This window comes from Spirosoma taeanense (assembly GCF_013127955.1).
In the GTDB taxonomy this organism is placed as follows: Bacteria; Bacteroidota; Bacteroidia; order Cytophagales; family Spirosomataceae; genus Spirosoma; species Spirosoma taeanense.
Genome location: NZ_CP053435.1, coordinates 1,770,730 through 1,788,593, shown reverse-complemented (window position 1 = coordinate 1,788,593; position 17,864 = coordinate 1,770,730). Strand labels below are relative to the sequence as shown.

12 protein-coding genes are annotated in these 17,864 nt (G+C 56.7%); 4 read left to right on the top strand and 8 right to left on the bottom strand.

Annotated features, from left to right (window positions below; translation table 11 throughout):
* Positions 1-44: 44 nt before the first annotated feature.
* Positions 45-2,882: a TonB-dependent receptor gene (locus HNV11_RS07560; RefSeq protein ID WP_171739094.1), complete on the bottom strand. Its 2,838-nt coding sequence runs from the start codon at positions 2,880-2,882 to the stop codon at positions 45-47.
* A gap of 46 nt (positions 2,883-2,928) precedes the next feature.
* Positions 2,929-3,729 carry a GLPGLI family protein gene (locus HNV11_RS07555; RefSeq protein ID WP_171739093.1) on the bottom strand — a complete coding sequence of 267 codons (801 nt, stop codon included), beginning with the start codon at positions 3,727-3,729 and terminating at the stop codon, positions 2,929-2,931.
* A 116-nt stretch (positions 3,730-3,845) separates the two neighbouring features.
* On the opposite strand from HNV11_RS07555, the gene HNV11_RS07550 reads away from it, so the two are divergent.
* From HNV11_RS07550 to HNV11_RS07535, 4 genes are all read left to right on the top strand, one after another.
* Positions 3,846-5,399 (top strand): sensor histidine kinase, encoded by a 1,554-nt coding sequence (locus HNV11_RS07550; protein ID WP_171739092.1) that lies wholly within the window; start codon positions 3,846-3,848, stop codon positions 5,397-5,399.
* A gap of 4 nt (positions 5,400-5,403) precedes the next feature.
* On the top strand, positions 5,404-6,087 hold the full coding sequence (locus tag HNV11_RS07545; protein ID WP_171739091.1) for a response regulator transcription factor: 684 nt from the start codon (positions 5,404-5,406) through the stop codon (positions 6,085-6,087).
* Between the two features lie 179 nt (positions 6,088-6,266).
* Positions 6,267-7,025, top strand: a complete 759-nt coding sequence (locus HNV11_RS07540; RefSeq protein WP_240163826.1) for a TIGR04283 family arsenosugar biosynthesis glycosyltransferase — start codon at positions 6,267-6,269, stop codon at positions 7,023-7,025.
* A 28-nt stretch (positions 7,026-7,053) separates the two neighbouring features.
* Positions 7,054-9,189 carry an outer membrane protein assembly factor BamB family protein gene (locus tag HNV11_RS07535; RefSeq protein WP_171739090.1) on the top strand — a complete coding sequence of 712 codons (2,136 nt, stop codon included), beginning with the start codon at positions 7,054-7,056 and terminating at the stop codon, positions 9,187-9,189.
* Positions 9,190-9,289: 100 nt separating this feature from the next.
* Here HNV11_RS07535 and HNV11_RS07530 read toward each other — a convergent pair whose 3' ends face one another.
* The 6 genes from HNV11_RS07530 to HNV11_RS07505 all read right to left on the bottom strand — a co-directional run bounded on the left by HNV11_RS07530 (position 9,290) and on the right by HNV11_RS07505 (position 17,839).
* Positions 9,290-11,002, bottom strand: a complete 1,713-nt coding sequence (locus HNV11_RS07530) for a GMC oxidoreductase (RefSeq protein WP_171739089.1) — start codon at positions 11,000-11,002, stop codon at positions 9,290-9,292.
* A gap of 53 nt (positions 11,003-11,055) precedes the next feature.
* On the bottom strand, positions 11,056-11,571 hold the full coding sequence (locus HNV11_RS07525; RefSeq protein ID WP_171742095.1) for a gluconate 2-dehydrogenase subunit 3 family protein: 516 nt from the start codon (positions 11,569-11,571) through the stop codon (positions 11,056-11,058).
* Between the two features lie 187 nt (positions 11,572-11,758).
* Positions 11,759-12,415: a DUF4142 domain-containing protein gene (locus HNV11_RS07520; protein WP_171739088.1), complete on the bottom strand. Its 657-nt coding sequence runs from the start codon at positions 12,413-12,415 to the stop codon at positions 11,759-11,761.
* 179 nt (positions 12,416-12,594) lie between these two features.
* The gene (locus HNV11_RS07515; RefSeq protein ID WP_171739087.1) at positions 12,595-14,151 is read right to left on the bottom strand and encodes a serine hydrolase; all 1,557 of its coding nucleotides are present in this window, start codon (positions 14,149-14,151) and stop codon (positions 12,595-12,597) included.
* A gap of 64 nt (positions 14,152-14,215) precedes the next feature.
* Positions 14,216-15,493 carry a DUF5690 family protein gene (locus tag HNV11_RS07510; protein WP_171739086.1) on the bottom strand — a complete coding sequence of 426 codons (1,278 nt, stop codon included), beginning with the start codon at positions 15,491-15,493 and terminating at the stop codon, positions 14,216-14,218.
* Between the two features lie 102 nt (positions 15,494-15,595).
* The gene (locus tag HNV11_RS07505) at positions 15,596-17,839 is read right to left on the bottom strand and encodes a TonB-dependent receptor (RefSeq protein ID WP_171739085.1); all 2,244 of its coding nucleotides are present in this window, start codon (positions 17,837-17,839) and stop codon (positions 15,596-15,598) included.
* Positions 17,840-17,864: the final 25 nt, after the last annotated feature.

Here is a 17,864-nt window from a genome sequence, read left to right as displayed (position 1 = left end):
TGTTCGCCAAACAAAACCGTCGTCACGTCGCATCGGCCCTTCATCTATATCCCAAATTTGCGGAGATTATACACAAAGCTTACGAGCAGATACCGACGGAGTATGCGGCTCTGTACGTCCTCGACATACGTATCGGTTGCGTTACGGACCAGACTACGGTTCTGGTTCAGCAGGTCGAAAACCTGTACGCGCAACTCCCCCTGATCGCCTTTGAAAAACTGCCGCGCCAGGGCTACGTTCCAGAGCGCAAACTGCTGGTTATAGCCCGCTGCCCGACCGGTTGTGGCGGTGTAGGTTAAATCGCTGGTGAGTACAAACCGACAGGGCAGCTTCCAGAATAAATCGGCGGTAGCGTATTGCGACCAGAAGGCGGTTTTCTGGTTCGGATCGGATGGCCGAAGCGGTAAGGAATACGCAGCCGTCTGGTACATCAGGTTAGCGCTGAGGCCATATTCCAGGCTATTGCTGAAATTCGATTGCAGTCGAATGCCCTGCCCCAAGCTGGCATTTTTTGCCTGGTTCCGCTGATCGTTGATGAAACTAACGGCCCGACTCAGACTTACGTTGGTGGTGAAGGTAAGCCCCAGGTTCGATGGTTGCAGCGTTCGCCCGATGGCCATCGACCCGTTGGCCGACCAATAGCCACCTGCGTTGATAGGCTGCGTTGTCTGCACGCCCGACGGGCTGATGGTCGTTGCCGTAGCCATTCGGTTATTGCTCTGATTCAGGCTGGCAAAGGCTGAAAAGCTGCGGGAGCCCTGGTCTTTAGAGGCATTGTAGATAAGCATCAGGGTATTGTAGAACTCGGGCGCGAGCTGCGGATTCCCAACCCGGACGTTGAGTGGATTGGTGTTGTCGATTACGGGCTGTAGCTGGGTTATGGAAGGCGTCATCAGGCGGGTTCGGTATTGCAGACGCAGGTTCCGATTGCCGGAAAAGGTATAGCTGAACAAGGCATTCGGCAACAGATTGACGTACTGTCGTCGCTGACTGGTATCCGCTGAACGATTATCGAGTTGTAGTAGCGACTGCTGAAGGTCCAGCCCAAGGGCCAATCGGGCCCGGAGTCGCTGGGTCTGGAACGTAGCGCCCGCCCGGTGAAAGGCGAATAGATTATGGAACTGGTTGGAGAGCGGAACATTAACCCGATCGTAAAGCCCCGTCGCTTCCGTTCGGTCGGCCACCTCTCGGTCGGCCTGATTGATGCTGGTGGAATAGGCATACCGCAGCTCCAGTTTTTGCGTGAACGAGATGGGTTCGGTGTACGACACCGTCAGCGTGTTTTGCTGGTTGGAGCTGGTTTGCTGGTTTCGCTGATTCAGCCGGTTCGAAACGGGATTGGTGCCGGTAGAATCATAGAATGTATTGACTGACCCGTTAAATGCCTGCGTTTCCCCATCACCCAATATGGTGTTCAGGTTGAACGAGAGGGTACGGCCTTCGCGTCGGAATTTGCGCATGAACAACAGGTTATTGTAACCAATTAATCCATTACCGGTCGATCCGTAGGCCGTTTCGCCGGTGTTCACCAATGGATTGGCTTGCCCTTTCAGACCGGGTCCATCCAGACCGGGTCCGTCCAGACCGGATAACGTAGAGCGGCTGGATAGCTGGCTGGTAAAATTCGTAGTTAGCCACGACAGACTGGGGGTTAGTCGAAGACTGGTGAGCGAATCTAGTACCCAGTCGAGCCGGACGTTGAACCGATGCGTCAACTGCCGATGCTGCGAATAATTCTGCTGGTCAATCGTCAGCGAACGTCCGGGTAAAATACTCGTGCGTCGGCTTTGCTGGTCGGTCGTGGTGATGGCCTGATTCAGAAAGTAACTGGCTGCGATTTCAGCCCGCCTGCCCCATTTGTCGCGGTAATTGAGACCACCCGCCCGCACTTCGATCACATTGGTGGGTGTCTGACTACCAGTTGGCACGCCACCCTCCGGGCCTCCCACAAAAACGGGCCCTTGTGCTGGTCCGGCGCCCAGCGTAAAATTTTGCTGGTTGAGGTTGTTGGCCTGGCCAATTAGCGAGATCTGGGTTCCCGGCCCGTGTGCCGCATCACCGTCGCCACGGTTGTTGAAACGATTCAGATTCAGTTTTCCCTGGTACCGATTGGCCTCCCCGTCGCGGGCCGTGCCCACTCCCAGCGAATTCTGACCAAAATAGCCTTTCCGTTTATCCCCTTTGAGGGTTATGTTGATGGTTCGCTCCCGGTTGCCATCGTCAATACCCGAAAACTGCGACTGGTCCGACGATTGATCGTACAGCTGCACCTTATCAACAATGTCGGCGGGCAGATTGCGGGTGGCCATCTTCGGGTCATTGCCAAAGAACGGCTTTCCATCCACCAGCACCCGGTTTACCGTTTGTCCCTGCGCTTTGATCGTACCGTCGCGGCTCACTTCCATACCGGGCAGTTTGCGGAGCAACTCCTCCACGGCGGCATTCGGCTGCGTCTTAAACGACCCCGCGTTGAACTCCAGCGTATCCTGTTTTACCCGAATGGGTGGGCTTTCCTGCCGAACAACGACTTCCTGAAGCTGATTACTCTGCTCAACCATCCGTAGAATCCCCACGTTAATCGCGGGTACGTCCGACGCTACGGTTATTAACCCGGAGCGGTTCCGGTAGCCCAGGAACGTAACGAGCAGCCGATAGTTTCCGGGTGCTACGCTACGGAGCTGGAACAGCCCATCGCCATCGGTAACCGTCCCCATGATGTAGCTTGAATCGCGGACATTCATCAGCGAAACAGACGCCAGCGGCAGGGGTTTGCCGCTGGCTGAATCGACGACCATCCCCCCGATCTCCGCTTTCGCCCCGGTACGCTGGGCAAATAAAGAGGTGGTCAGAAAAAGGCAGAAAAATAAGAGAATCAGTTTCATGGGGTAGCGGAGGGATGAGGGTAACGGGATGCGGCTATACACCGGCTCAGCCCCCAAAGCCCGGGCGACCGTTTTTTTCGATAAACTCGGCGATGGCTTTCTGCCGGATCTCGGCTAATTGGTCCATCGTAACCGATTGTGCCTGCACACTCGGTTTAGCCACCGACGCATCGGGCTTGGTTTTAGCCACTTTTATGGCCCTGAATTGCTCTTTGCTTCCTTCAATCAGCAGGACCGTGCCCGTGTCGGGGGTGAGTTCCTGAATGGGCGAATAGGTGAAGGGCAACTCGGTGGTTATCCAGACCGTGTAGGATTCGTTTTTGTAGGGCACTGTGGCTTTCTGGCACGTATAGCCGGCTATTTTTCGGGTCTGGTCGGTTAACTGCCACCCACTTACCCGCTGAATGGGCGCTTCGGCCTGATACGTTTTCGCGTCGGCGTCTTTGCCCACCGTGAGTATCGTTACTTTTTTGAGGTCCCTCAGGTCAATAAACGTCCGCTCGGTAAACGGACGCCCCATCACCCGGCTTTGCCCACCCGGTCCCGTAACCTGCCGCATCACCTCATCGTCGCGGGTTACTTTTGCATACGTACCGTTAATGAGGACCTTCTGCTCCGACATTCGGTTATCGGGGATGTCTTTTGGCCAGTTCGGATCGCCGGGTTTCATCAACTCGCCATTAGCATCGAGAAATTTCAGCTTCGTCGGGTCAATTTTGTGGATGCCCTCGTAGGTAATCTGACCGGACCACGCCGTTGGGGCCGTTTGAGCGATAATTGGATGCGTGGCCAGAACGGCAATGAAGAAGCTGACAACTACAGACAGACAGGTGTTGAATGTTTTCATAAAAATTGCTGGTTTGATGCGTCAAAGGTCAGGCGGAGTTTTGTAACGCACTGTTATCGAGTGTTAAACAGTGTTAACGCCTATCCGAAGCCCGCCCGGACGATGTAGCTTTGTGTATGAACCGACGTATTCGCTCGATATTCTGGCTGATGACGCTTTGCATCATCGGGATCAACGCCTTTCAGGGTTACTGGCTCTGGACAACGTATCACCTTAAAAGCCAGCAGTACAATCAGATGATGCGGGATGCGCTGTTCTCGGTATTGCAGCAACACCAGGTAGCCGAGGCTAACCGCTTATTCGCCAGACAGGGTAATAAGGAGCCGATGCGAATGCGTATTCACCCGTTCATCGACCGCGCCAGTCAGCAGCAGGTTCGAGTCATCAGGAGACCCTCCAGGCCGCCATTAAGCGCCAGGGGCACGCATCCGCCTGATTTGCATACGGTAACCCTTGTTAAAGTTGAGCAGCCACTACCACCCGGAACGGAAGTACCCGTATTTGAATCACCGGATACGCTTGCTCATCGAATTTCGACGCTGTTACTGCTCGACTGGACCGAAGGAACCCGTATCAATTTGGCCAGGCTGTCGGATGCGTACCGGGCTGAGCTTATTCAGCGGGATATAAACCCCGCTTTTACACTCGATACCGTAAGCGTGCCTCAAAAGACGTCCAGTGCGACACGGGTGCATCAGGTGGATACGCGCCCGGAACAGCGTGGCACGCCGAACGTTTTGAACAAGATCGTCATGCCGGTCAATCCGGTTAGGAATTTGTTCGCGCAGGTGACCTTTGAAACGCCAACGTTCTATTTGCTGCGCCGAATGGGCTGGCTTTTAGGCGGTTCGGTGTTTATATTACTATTGACAACGGGTAGTTTCCTGTTTATGCTGAGTACGATTCTGCGTCAGAAAAAACTGTCGGAGGTGAAGAACGACTTCATCAACAACATGACGCATGAACTGAAAACGCCCATTGCTACCGTAACAGCCGCCGTGGAAGCGTTGCAGCATTTCGGCGCTCTGGACGACCCTGCGAAAACCCAGACCTATCTGGCCATTTCGCAGAACAACCTGCAGCGCCTGTCGGACCTGGTCGAGAAAGTGCTGAACCTGGCCGTCGAAGAAAAGCGTGAACTCGCTCTGCGGCCCGAACCCATAAATCCGCGGGCGATGGTCAGCGAGCTGATTGCGAACCACCAGTTGAAAGCGCCTAAATCCATTACGTTCCAGGTCGATATGCCCGCCGATACCCTCGTGACGGTTGATCGGGTGCACTTCGCGAACGCCCTCAACAACCTCATTGACAACGCGATCAAGTATTCGGGTGAGTCGGTCAGCATCCGGATTGCGGGCCGGCAAGAGGGGCCTATCTGGTGGTTATCGGTCAAAGACAACGGCATTGGGATTCCTAAAGCGTATCAGGGTGCCATCTTCGACCGCTTTTTCCGCGTGCCGACCGGTAATCTGCATCCCGTCAAAGGCTTTGGCCTGGGGCTGTCGTATGTGCGGCAGGTGGTCGAGCGGCACGGCGGTCTCGTTGAGGTGACCAGCGAACCCGGTCAGGGTAGTGAATTTACGGTACTCGTCCCCCTGGCAGGGAGTGCCGGACAGGCCGGTATTAAACGCTTCCGCATCACCCGCAATCCGCTCCATTTTGCTTCCTGACCCTATGGCAACCGTCTTGTTAATCGAAGATGATTCTGCGTTGGGACTGATTGTCAGGGATAGCCTGACGGTGCGGGGGTTTACCGTGCTGTATGCCGCCGACGGTGAGGCTGGACTGGCTCTGTTTCAGCAGGAGCAACCCGATATTGTCGTTGCCGATGTCATGATGCCCCATCTGGATGGCTTTTCGCTCACCCAGCAAATTCGCCAGACTAATCCTGACGTACCGATTATGTTTCTGACGGCCCGTTCGCAAACAACCGATGTGGTACGCGGCTTTGAACTGGGCGGCAACGATTACCTGAAAAAGCCCTTTAGCCTCGATGAACTGATCGTCCGAATCAACGCGCTCCTCCGCCGTAGGGCTGCTCCCCAGTCGGGCGTTTCAGAAGCCGAATGGGTCCGGATTGGCCGCTATCAGTTCGACGCATCCAAACAAAAGCTCTCGCTCGATGGACGGGCGATTCTCCTGTCGCATCGCGAAGCCGAATTGCTGCGTCACTTATACGAGCAGCGGAATCAGGTGCTGGAACGAAACGCCGTTTTACTGGAACTCTGGGGCGACAACAGTTTTTTCAATGGCCGGAGCCTGGATGTGTTTATCACCAAACTCCGTCGCCACCTCCGCGATGATTCCTCCATCCAGATCGTTAATGTGCGAGGAATAGGCTATAAACTGATTCTGTAACTGATTTTTCAGCAATTTAGACAAGTACCTCAGAAAACACTTCCCGAAGCTCATTTCCGATCGCCTTTGGCTTACGAAAAATCGTAGTGCTCTGAAAAAAGAACCTTGTGACCACCGGTAATCAGTGGACACTCTTCCTCGGACAGGATTCCGTAAACCGTCTTGCGTCAGATTGGTTTATGAGGTCTATGCTCAGCGTCTCCATCATCATTCCTACTCTCAACGAAGAACGGACTTTACCCCGCGCACTACGACTACTCCAGCGACTCTGCCCCGAGCCGATTGAAATTATCGTCGCCGACGGCGGCAGTACCGACCGCACGGTTCAGCTAATTGACGCCATACGGCCGTGTTTCCGGTCGCTGCGCGTAGTCCGCTGCCGCCAGGCGGGCCGGGCCTGCCAGATGAACGCCGGAGCTGCCAAAGCGTCCGGCGATATTCTTTGTTTTTTACATGCCGACACCGCCCTGCCCGACGATGCCCTGGCCGTTATGCAGCGGACTCTGGCAGACGCCAGAACATCGGCGGGCGGGTTTATTTCCCTTATGCGCGGCCCCAGCAGTACGCGCTGGGTCACCTCCCTGCATAATTACCTCAAAACCTATTACGCCCCCCTCCTCTTCCGGCCCCATCTGTTTCTGTTCAGGGGTGCCCGGCTGCTGTTTGGCGATCAGGTTATTTTCTGCCGACGGGAGCAGTTTATGTCCGTTGGCGGGTACACCGATACCATGCCGATCATGGAGGAAGCCGACCTGCTGCTCAAACTTATTCGCTTTGGCCGTGTGCGTCAGGTAAACCGCGTGGTTGAATCCTCAGATCGGCGCGTGGCTAAATGGGGATTCTGGAAAGCCAACGGTATTTTCCTGGTCATCGGCTTTCTCTGGGGCGTAGGTTATCCGCCCGACAAACTCAAACGGTGGTTTGAGGATATCCGGTAAATTTCCGCTCTTCGCTGCTTTAGCAGGTATGAAACGCCTGCTTCTTCCGCTTGCAACGCTGACCGCTCTGGCGCTTGGCTGGTCGCAATTCCACCAGAATCCGACCGACACTAAACCGAATGATTATACCAACTGGGGTGAATACCTCGGCGGCCCCGACCGGAGCCACTACTCCGCCCTGACGCAGATTACGCCGGAAAATGTCGGCAAGCTTAAAGTCGCCTGGACTTATGCCGCACCTGACAGCGGCCAGATTCAGACGAATCCGATTATTGTAGACGGGGTACTGTATGGCGTTACGCCCACCGTGCAGGCGTTTGCACTCGATGCGGCAACCGGCAAAGAAATCTGGCGATTTGGTGATCCACTCAAGGTCTGGCACAGTACCAGCCGGGGTGTAACGTACTGGCAATCGAAGGAGGCAACCGGCGAACCGGACAAGCGGATTCTTTATACGGTCGGCTCAATGCTCTACGCACTGGACGCCCGGACTGGGAAGCCGATTGTGAGTTTCGGCGAGAATGGCCGCGCCGACCTGCACACGGGCCTGGGCGAACAGGCCAAAGACAAGTTCGTGATTTCGAATACCCCCGGCACCCTATTCGAAGACCTGCTGATCATGCCCATGCGTCTGTCCGAAGGGGCCGACGCAGCGCCGGGCTACATTCAGGCGTTCAACGTTCGGACCGGCAAGCTGGCCTGGACGTTCCATACCATTCCGCAGCCCGGCGAGTATGGCTACGATACCTGGCCAAAGCAGACGTATAAGAATACGGACGTGGGCGGAGCCAACAACTGGTCGGGGATGTCCGTCGACCGGCCGCGCGGGATTGTGTACGTACCAACTGGCTCGGCGGCTTTCGACTTTTACGGCGGCAACCGCAAAGGCCAGAACCTGTTTGCCAACTGCCTGCTGGCGCTCGACGCCCGGACCGGCAAGCGGCTGTGGCACTTCCAGGCCGTTCACCACGACATCTGGGACCGCGATTTTCCGGCTCCACCAAACCTGCTGACCGTAACTCAGAACGGCAAAAAGATTGACGCCGTGGCCCAGATCACCAAGTCGGGGCACGTATTCGTGTTCGACCGCGTAACCGGCAAACCTCTGTTTCCCATCAGGGAAACCCCCGTCCCCAAATCCGATATTCCCGGCGAAGAAGCCTGGCCTACGCAGCCCCTGCCCCTACGCCCAGCGCCCTTTGCCCGGCAGACGTTCAGCGAACGGGATTTGAACCCCTATTCGGAAGACCGTGACTCGCTGCTGGCGCGGTTTCGGCGCAGCCGCGGTGGCATATTCCAGCCACTGAGCCGACAGGGAACGTTTGTGTTTCCGGGTCTCGACGGCGGGGGCGAATGGGGTGGTGCCGCCACCGATCCCGAGGGAATTCTTTACGTCAACGCGAATGAAGCGGCCTGGCTGATTGCCATGCAGGAAACACCCCGTCAGGACGCCCTGGCGCATCTCAGCGCTGGCAACCGGCTCTACACGACCAATTGCTCCGGCTGCCACGGCACCGACCGTAAAGGGAACACGGCCAGCGGCTACCCATCGTTGGTCAACATCAGCCAACGGCGCGAACGCGATTACGTTACGGATTTGATCAGTCATGGCAAAGGTATGATGCCCGGCTTCACCCAGTTATCCGCCGATGATAAACGGGCGCTGGTCGCGTTTCTGTTCGGTGACGAGAAGCAGGAAGTGACGGCCGCAGCCTCGGCCGCCAGCAAGACGCCTTACGTTCCCTTCAAAATTTCGGGCTATAACAAATTTCTGGACAGCAAGGGGCTGTCGGGTATTGCGCCCCCCTGGGGCACACTCAATGCCATCAACCTGAACACGGGCGAGTACGTCTGGAAGATTCCCCTCGGCGAAGAAAAAGAACTGGCGGCTAAGGGCATCCGCAACACCGGTACCGAAAACTACGGCGGGCCGGTCGTAACGGCGGGCGGCCTGCTGTTTATCGCAGCCACGAAAGACGAGAAGTTCAGGGCCTTCGACAAAAAAACGGGTAAGCTCCTCTGGGAAACTATGCTTCCGGCGGCTGGTTTCGCTACGCCTGCTACCTATCAGGTCGGCGGTAAACAATACGTCGTCATCGCCTGCGGTGGAGCCAAACTGGGTGCCAGGAAAGGGAATCAATACGTAGCCTTTGCGCTGCCGTAACGAGGTAAAGGTTTAGAAAGACGATTCAGTAACCGCTACTAACTGCAAAAGCCAGTCATGTGACTGGCTTTTGCAGTTAGTAGCGGTTAACCAGCGCTGGTTACACCAGGCCTTTTTTCAGACCCTTCACGGCATAATCGGCGGCCCGGGCCGTCATAGCCATATACGTCAGCGATGGGTTCTGCGTTGACGTCGAGGTCATGCTGGCGCCGTCGGTCACGAAAACATTCTTTACCGCATGAAGCTGGTTCCACTTGTTCAGCACCGACGTTTTGGGGTCTTTACCCATGCGGGCACCGCCCATTTCGTGGATGTCCAGACCCGGATTACGCTTGTCGTCGCGAACGCGGATATTGGTGAAGCCGGCCGCCGTAAACATTTCGGTCATCTGCTCCTGGTAATCCTTCACCATCTTCTCGTCATTATCGTCGTAGGCAATGGAGATTTTCAGTTGCGGGATGCCGAATGGATCTTTCTGCGACGAATCGAGTGCGACAAAATTTGATTCTTTCGGGATTGTCTCGCCCATCATGTGCGAGCCAACATACCAGCCGCCCAGCGTTGGGTTCAGCAGACTTTCTTTCAGATCAGCGCCCAAGCCATCCTGGTTGGAACGCGAAATACGTCCGGCCGAGAAACCGGCGGCATAGCCCCGCAGGAAGTCGGTTTCCTGCTTATACACATTCCGGAAACGCGGAATGTAGGGACTGTTGGGCCGCCGGCCTTCGGTCGTGGTGTCGAGGTTGCCGTCGTACTGCGCCGAAACACCCGCCCGGTAATTGTGGAACGCTACGTATTTACCCAGCACCCCGCTGTCGTTACCGAGACCATTCGGGAACCGGGTTGAGGTCGAGTTGAGCAGGACAAGGTTGGAGTTCAGCGCGGCTGCATTCAGGAAAATGATGCGGGCATAAAACTCCTGCATCTGCTTCGTCTGGGCATCAATGACCCGCACACCCGTTGCCCGGCCCAGCTTCTCGTCGTAAATGATCGAGTGCACCACCGAATGCGGACGTAACGTCATCTTACCCGTTTTTGCGGCCCAGGGCAGCGTCGAGGAGTTGCTGCTGAAGTAGCCGCCAAACGGGCAGCCGCGTTCGCAGATCGTCCGGTGCTGGCACTGCGCCCGGCCCTGCTGAAGATGAATGGGCTGAGGCTGCGTGATGTGAGCCGCACGACCCATGATCACATGCCGGTCTTTGTAACGGGCCGCCACCTGCTTCTGGAAATGACTTTCAACGCAGTTCCACTCGTGCGGAGGCAGGAACTCCCCGTCGGGCAGCGTATCCAGGCCGTCTTTGTTGCCGGTAATACCGGCAAACCGCTCTACGTAGCTGTACCAGGGAGCCAGATCGGCGTAACGAATTGGCCAGTCGACGGCGAAGCCATCGCGGGCAGGTCCGGTGAAGTCGAAATCACTCCACCGCTGCGTTTGCCGAGCCCACAGCAGCGACTTTCCGCCCACCTGATATCCCCGAATCCAGTCAAAGGGCTTTTCCTGTACGTAGGGATGCTCGGCGTCCTTGACGAAAAACTGCTCGGTTCCTTCGTAGAAAGCGTAGCACTTGCTGATGATGGGATTCTGTTCGCGAACCTCCCGGTTCAGCTGCCCCCGGTGTTCAAATTCCCAAGGCTGCATCATCGTGGTGGGGTAATCGGTTACGTGCCGGACATCGCGGCCCCGCTCCAGGACAAGCGTACGTAAGCCTTTGCCGGTTAATTCTTTAGCGGCCCAGCCGCCACTAATGCCCGAGCCAATCACGATGGCGTCGTAGGTATTCTGAGCCTGAGCGTCAATATTCAGATATGCCATGCTATTGAAAAGTCATTGCGTAGTCATTCATTGCAGCTGACAACCAATGACAATTATTTTGTTTGGGAAATGGGTTTGGCCGGAACCGGAACGCAGCCGTGGTAGCGGCCGGGTATCATCTCATAATGAGTCAGGTTGGTCATGACGTATTCCGAGCTCATGTAGCCCCGAATCGTTAACCCCTTCACCATCGAGTAGAAGTTTTTCTGGTCCGCATCCGTCGACTGCGCGAGCTGGTTCAGAACGCCGATGCGCTGGGTAGTGTCGCCCTGACTGAACGGCTTCCCGAATGACTTCTGCGCCAGTTCGTCGACAGCGGCCAGTCCTTTCCGGAAGGTTTCGGCAGATGGTTTGTCGTAGCAGTCGGCCACAACTTTCTGAATAAACTGATGAACGTTCAGGGCTTTGGCGCCGGGCGTGTCGGTTGCCGGGATAATGGTTTCGGCCAGATCGGCCAGCAGCTCGTCCTGACTGCGCGACAAAAACGGGTTGAGGGGACGGACCGTTTCGGATGTCCAGCCGCTGGCCCAGGCCGGCAGGCTGATTAGGCCGCCAACGGCTCCGGCCAGATTTAGAAGAGCACTACGTCGTTTCACTCGTTATCTCATTCAGGTTTATCCGTCAAATATACAAAAATGAAACCTGAATTTAATGGAAGCTAACCAACAAAAAGCGGGCAGATGACACGACGTCATCTGCCCGCTTCAGGAACTCGAAAACCGGGCTTTACTTCAGCCCACTGGCCTGATTGACGGCTTAGCGCGATCCCGACATACCGTTACCCGACATTTTATTCATGATCTCCCGCGACACCTTCAGGTGGGCTTTCACCAGCGGATGAGCCGCCTTTTCGATGTTTTTCAGGTTGCTGTCCGACGCGTTTGACCGCACTTTGCTCATCACCATATCGAGTTTCTCATGGCCTTTTACGCCACTTTCGCTAACATATGTCCGGTCGAATTCGGCACCCGACATTCCCTGCATCTGGGTTAGCTTCGTCTGCGTCTCAGCATCCGGCGCACTGGGCAGCGTAACACCCTTCGCATCGGCAATCTCTTTCAGTTTGGCCGACAGTCCGGTCTGTTCTTCTACTTCGGCCTGCGCTAACTGGCGTACCTCTTCATTGCTCGCTTTTTGAACCGCAATCTTGCTGACCTCCAGTTGCATCATGCCACCCTTCGCTACTTCCATCATCAGGGCCTGATCGGCGCTCGACAATTTGGCACTCGTCGGCTGAATAGCGGCCACCATAGCAGCTCCTTTCTGATTCATTCGATCGAATTCTGCCTTACTTTCCCGGCCTACCGTCATCGCGGTACCCGAATTGGTCATCGCACTGTTTTGCTGTGCAAACGAAACGCCCGTCGCCGAAAATGCCATCAGCAGTCCCAGAGCAATTGTTCCTTTCCTCATAACGTGTTTTAGTTGAGTTAAACGTTGTGTTATTGTTGTGTTATTCAGTCGGGTAACGGCGCGTTTCAGCCAACTGTTTGAATTTTAGTCTGACTAATACATGAATTTAATAGAATTAATAGCAGCGCGTTAGCCAACGGCTCAACAGGACCTGATTTGGCCGGCGTTAACGGCAGAAATTATCGCTCGGCTACGCCCTTCGTACCTGCTTCGGGCGTACGGGTAAACTCGGCTCCGGCCCAGCTCAGCCGGACCAGACTGCCCTCGGCATTGAGTGAGAAGCCAACGGAATCGTGCCCGTTCCAGAACTGATCATACACCAGCCGAAACGTGTTGAAATGCCAGTGCGTCAGTTTCCCGGTGAGAACGTTATTGATAGAAATTTGCAGTGTACTATCCTGCAGCGTGACGTCGACCCGGCCGTAGAGCGGATCCGTATAAGTGCCGGTATAGGCAGTTAGCGGCAACGATGGTTTCGCATCAGCCACCCGCAGGTTACTGGTTCTCTGATCGGTCATTCTGGCGCTCTGGTGCAGGTCGTCATAAAGTTTTCGAAACTCCGCGCTCCAGTCGCGGCTACTGCCCAGCGCAAAGTCGTCAAAGGCGCGGAACATCAGCGCGTGGCGCAGTTCGGCATGGTCGAGATTTCCCTGCACATACACAGCCAGTTTCTGATCCGGCAACTGACCATGCAGGGCGATCATGCCCGTCAGACTGCCTGTATGAAAGTTAACCCGATGGCCCCGGTAGTCCTGCTGAAACCAGCCCAGGCCATAGGTTGTCCAGCTTGGCTGCGTCAGCTGCTGCGTGGGGTAAAACTGGCTGGCCGGAACGAGGGTCTGCGGCCGGAACAACTCGGCCCAGGTGGCGGGTTTGAGCAGGGGTTTACCACCCACCACACGCGCTGTATCGAGCATGCACTGCATCCAGATCGCCAGATCATCGGCGCACGACCAGACCGACCCGGCCGGCCCAATCGCATCCACCGATGCTTCCTCCGCCCGGCTACCAACGATCCGGAGCGTATCGTTGCTGATGACATGTGGTTTCGCCCGGTTTTCGTCGGTAACCTCCCGAAAAAGCGCCCGGGTCCGGCGCATGCCAAGCGGCTCGAATATGCGTCGCCGGACAAACGTCTCCCACGGCATACCGGCTGCCTTTTCAATTACCTTACCGGCAGCCAGGTACATGATATTCTGATAGATGAACCCGGCCCGAAGCGAGTAGACGGGCCTGATCAGCCGCATCCGGCGCAGAATTTCGTCGGGTGTTAGCTGAAGGGTCGTCCAGAGGAAATCTGCGTTTCCCACTCCTGTATTATGAATCAGCAGATCCCGCACCCGCAGTTCCCGCGTAACGGCCGCGTCGTAGAGCTGAAAATCGGGCAGGTAATTGCTGACGGGATCGTCCCAATGGAGTTTACCTTCGTCCACCAGCATGCCCAGGCAAGCCGCCGTCATGGCTTTGGTGGTTGATGCAATTGCGAAAAGCGTCTGGGTATTCACAGGGTCGGGCTTACCCAGTTCGCGGACACCGTAGCCTTTTTTGAGCAGCACGCGACCGTCTTTGACTACCGTTACGGTCAGGCCCGGCACCCGCCAGTCGCGCACGGCCTGCTGCACGTAGGCGTCATAGCGCGCAACGGCATCGGTGGTGCTCTTACTCGACTGGGCCGATACAGACTGGGCAATTCCGCTGCCAGCAAACAGAGCAGCCCACAGAAAAAACACGTTCATAAGAACCGGATTGGTGACCCAAGATAGCTTTTTCTTTACGCAGAATGTAACCAGCCGGTAGCAATCAAGCCACTGGCTCCGCGACAACCGGCTCCTGGCGGTATCGTTGCCGGAAATAGAGAAACGAAAGGATGACCAGCACACCGTATACCACCGACAGGATGTAAGCTCCGTTTACAAAGAACTCGCGGAAACTGATGGACGCCTGTCCGAAGTTTTTGTATAGCAGCACGGCCACGCTGCCCAGGTAGCCATACCAGTCCGCCAGCGTTACGATGAAGCCGACGGTGCTGACGTAACGGAAGGCAGCAACCAGCCGCTCGAAGTACAGCCCGTTGCAGGGTACATAGCCCATATACAGCCCCAGCCCCGTCAGCAGAAACCAGGTGCCCGGACTCAGTAGTCCCGTTGAGTACGCCCAGGTACTGACGCCCACCAGCAGCCCGCCCGCCAGCATGATCCCGTTCAGCAGCATGAAGGCCCGGAAGTTATTCGTTACGCGCTGCAGCAGGGCCATAACAATCAAGACCCCAACGGCTACCAGCGTTTCGGTGCGGGCAAAAATCCCGGCATTTTCCACCCCGGCATCGCGCAGGATCTCGGGGCCGAAGTTGTCTCGAAAATCCCGGAAGGCCGACAGCAGCACGTAAGACGCAATGAGCAGTACCAGCCCCGGCCCGAAGTTGCGCACAAACGCCCGGCGCTCGTTGGCATCCATGGGTCGTCGTTCGGTGCGCAGGGCACGGTCCTCGGCCGTGGGCGGGGGCAGCAGCGTCAGGGCATACACGGCCAGCAGCAGGGGCGGCACAAACAGCAGTCCCGTCACGAACGGCAGCCAGAACTCCGACACCCCCCAATCGGCCCGGATGGTCAGAGCGACCGTTTTAACAAAGCCCGACGCAAAAATAAACGAAGCGGTCAGTCCCGCCACTAATGCATCGGTTTGTCGGCGACCTTCCAGAAAGCCGAGCATAATCCCGTACACCATACCCAGCGGCAGGCCGTTCAGAAACAGGAAAATAATGTTGTAAGGAGCAGGAACGAGCGCGAATCCCAGCAGTGCCAGTTCAGCGCAGCCGATAAACAGCAGGATATTGGCCGCCCGGCGTCCCGGCGACATCTCCGACACCACCTTGACACCAATTCGTTTGGAAGCCGCGTAGCCCAGTACCTGCGCCGTAATGAGCCATATTTTGTAACTGATGCCCGCAAACGCCAGCCCTTCGAATGTAACGGCAGTGATCCCTTTCCGGAACGCGTACATGCAGGCATACGTACAAAAGGCAGCCGTTGCGCCAAAAAGCATAAAAACGGTGGGGTGGCGAAGAAACGATTTTGTCATGAGTCTGCTTCAGGTTGTCGGTTGCCACCGGGCGTCATTCAGAACTGCCACATAGTCCGGCATGCACCACGGGTGGCCATCGGCTTTCAATAAAGCGATTTTCTAGAAACCGACCAACACCGACAGCCACGCACTCCGTCCAACGCCGTCCAGTCCTGAGCCGTGCGTGCGATACGCTTCGTTGGTCAGGTTCTGAAGTTCGGCGCTAATGGTTAGCCCACGCCAGCGGTAGCCGCCGTTGAGGTTGATGACCTGCCAGGCAGGCGTGCCCCCTTTTGCAATGCGGTTGTCGTCCTGATCGCCCCTGGCCAGCCGGGTTTGTGCCCCGGCGTACAGCAGTTCAGCCCGCGCCCACCAGCCTGCCGACTGATAGGTCAGTCCCACACGGCCGTTCAGGGGTGGAATCCGCCGGAAGGGTTCGTTCGCCGACACGTTCTGACCGTAGGTGTAGGTCATGCCCGCGTAGGCAAGCCAGTTGGCGACCAGTTCATACTCGGCTTCGGCTTCCAGCCCCCGAATGAACGACTCCGCGCTGTTCTGCTTCAGATAAACCGGGTACCCCTGAATGGAATCCCGGCCGGCCCGAACCCGGCTGATAAAGTTGCTCAGGTGGTTATGATACGCCAGCACCTGAGCCGAAAATCGTTGGGTACGGATTTTTACGCCTGCCTCTTTGTTAAATGACCGCTCAGGCTGCAGCGCCGGGTTCGGGACTTCATACCGAAAATCCACAATCCCGAGGGTACCCAGGTCATCGACGTTCGGGGCGCGGAACGCCGACTGCACCGAGCCCACCAGCCGAACAGTCGACAGCAGCGCCAGCGAAGCCCCGAGGTTACCTACCAGTGCCGACGGCCGGATGCTGGCCTGACCCAGCGTAGCTTCCGGGGTAACAATCCGGAAAGCGTTGTAGCGGCCACCCGCCGTCAGGGTGAGCCGCTTTACCGTAACTGTATGCAGCGAGAACACGCCCAGACTGCTCATGGTCGCCCGGTCGGGATAAAGTCCCCGTTTGAGCGTTCCGATGCCGGTTTGTGTATTGAAATCCTCGCGCCCGCTGCGCACCCGGTCGAAATACCATTCCACTCCATTCTGCATCTGCCAGTTGCGGGCCGGACTCGCACGGGCCAGCAGCGTAAGCCCCGTGGTGGTAGTTTCGTCGCGCTCATAAACGGCCGTTGGGTTGCCGTTTCGCTGGCTCTGCCGCCCTTCGGTCTGGCGCTGCCAGGAGGTTGTCAGTTCCACAGTATGCAGAAACCGCCGGTTAAAAAATCCTTCCAGACGCGCGTAACCCAGTTGCCGCCGTTGCGGGTTAAACTGGTAATAGGCGTAATTTTCCAGTTTGACACGGTAGTAAACAGGTACGCTGTCCTGGTTGAGATCCTGATAGGCGACGGTCAGCCGGTACCGGTCCGACAACCGGAAGCGGGCCTTCACATCGCCCGAAAGCTGGTTATAACCCGTGGGTGCCTGACGGCCGATTCCCTGCCCCGCCACCAGATCACCAAATTTGCGGTAAGCGATGGCGCCCAGCACGGCTACGCCAGGCGACTGATAGTCCAGCTCAGCACGACCGGTGGCCTCCATACCCTGCGTAGCCGCTTTCACAAAAACGCTGCCCGAAAAGCCGCGCTGATCCCTGAACTGCGGGGTCTTCGTGAAGACATTCACCACGCCCCCGATGGCATCAGAGCCGTAGGCTACCGAGCCGCTGCTGCGCACGACCTCTATCTGCCCGACGCTCTGCGGGTCGATGGTGTTCAGGTACTGGTTCGGCCCCGAGCGGAACGTCGCGTTGTTAAGCCGGATACCATCCACCAGCAGGAGCGTCTGCTGACCCGTCAGGCCGCGTACAAACGGCGAGCCTCCGCCATGGGTCGTCTTCTGCAGCCAGACGCCCGTCGCTCCGAACAACGCTTCGGGCACGGTTCTGGGCGAGCGCTGCCGAAGGTCGCGGCTGGTGAGGACCGTCGTTATTTCCGGCCGGACAAAATCCGGAGTCTCGCTCCGCTGGGCCGTGGTAACCATCTGCTCATTCAGTTGAAGAACGGCGGGCTCCAGGGTAATTATCACCTCGCCGGATGGCTCCCCGGTCAACGTTACGCGCTGCTCGTGGGTACGATACCCTACGGAACTCAGGCTGAGCCGGTAACTTCCTTCGGGTAACGATTGAAACAAAAAACGCCCCTGCGCATCCGTCTGCGTTCCCTTCGTTGTCGTTAGAAGCTGCACCGTTACCCCCGCCAGTGGCCGGTTGGTGCGGTTATCCTTTACCAGACCGGTAAGCGTTTGGGCATACCCAGAGCTAACAAACAGACACAGCAGGAACGTATAGAGTTGAACCATCCGATGAAAAGTTGGAAAGATAAAG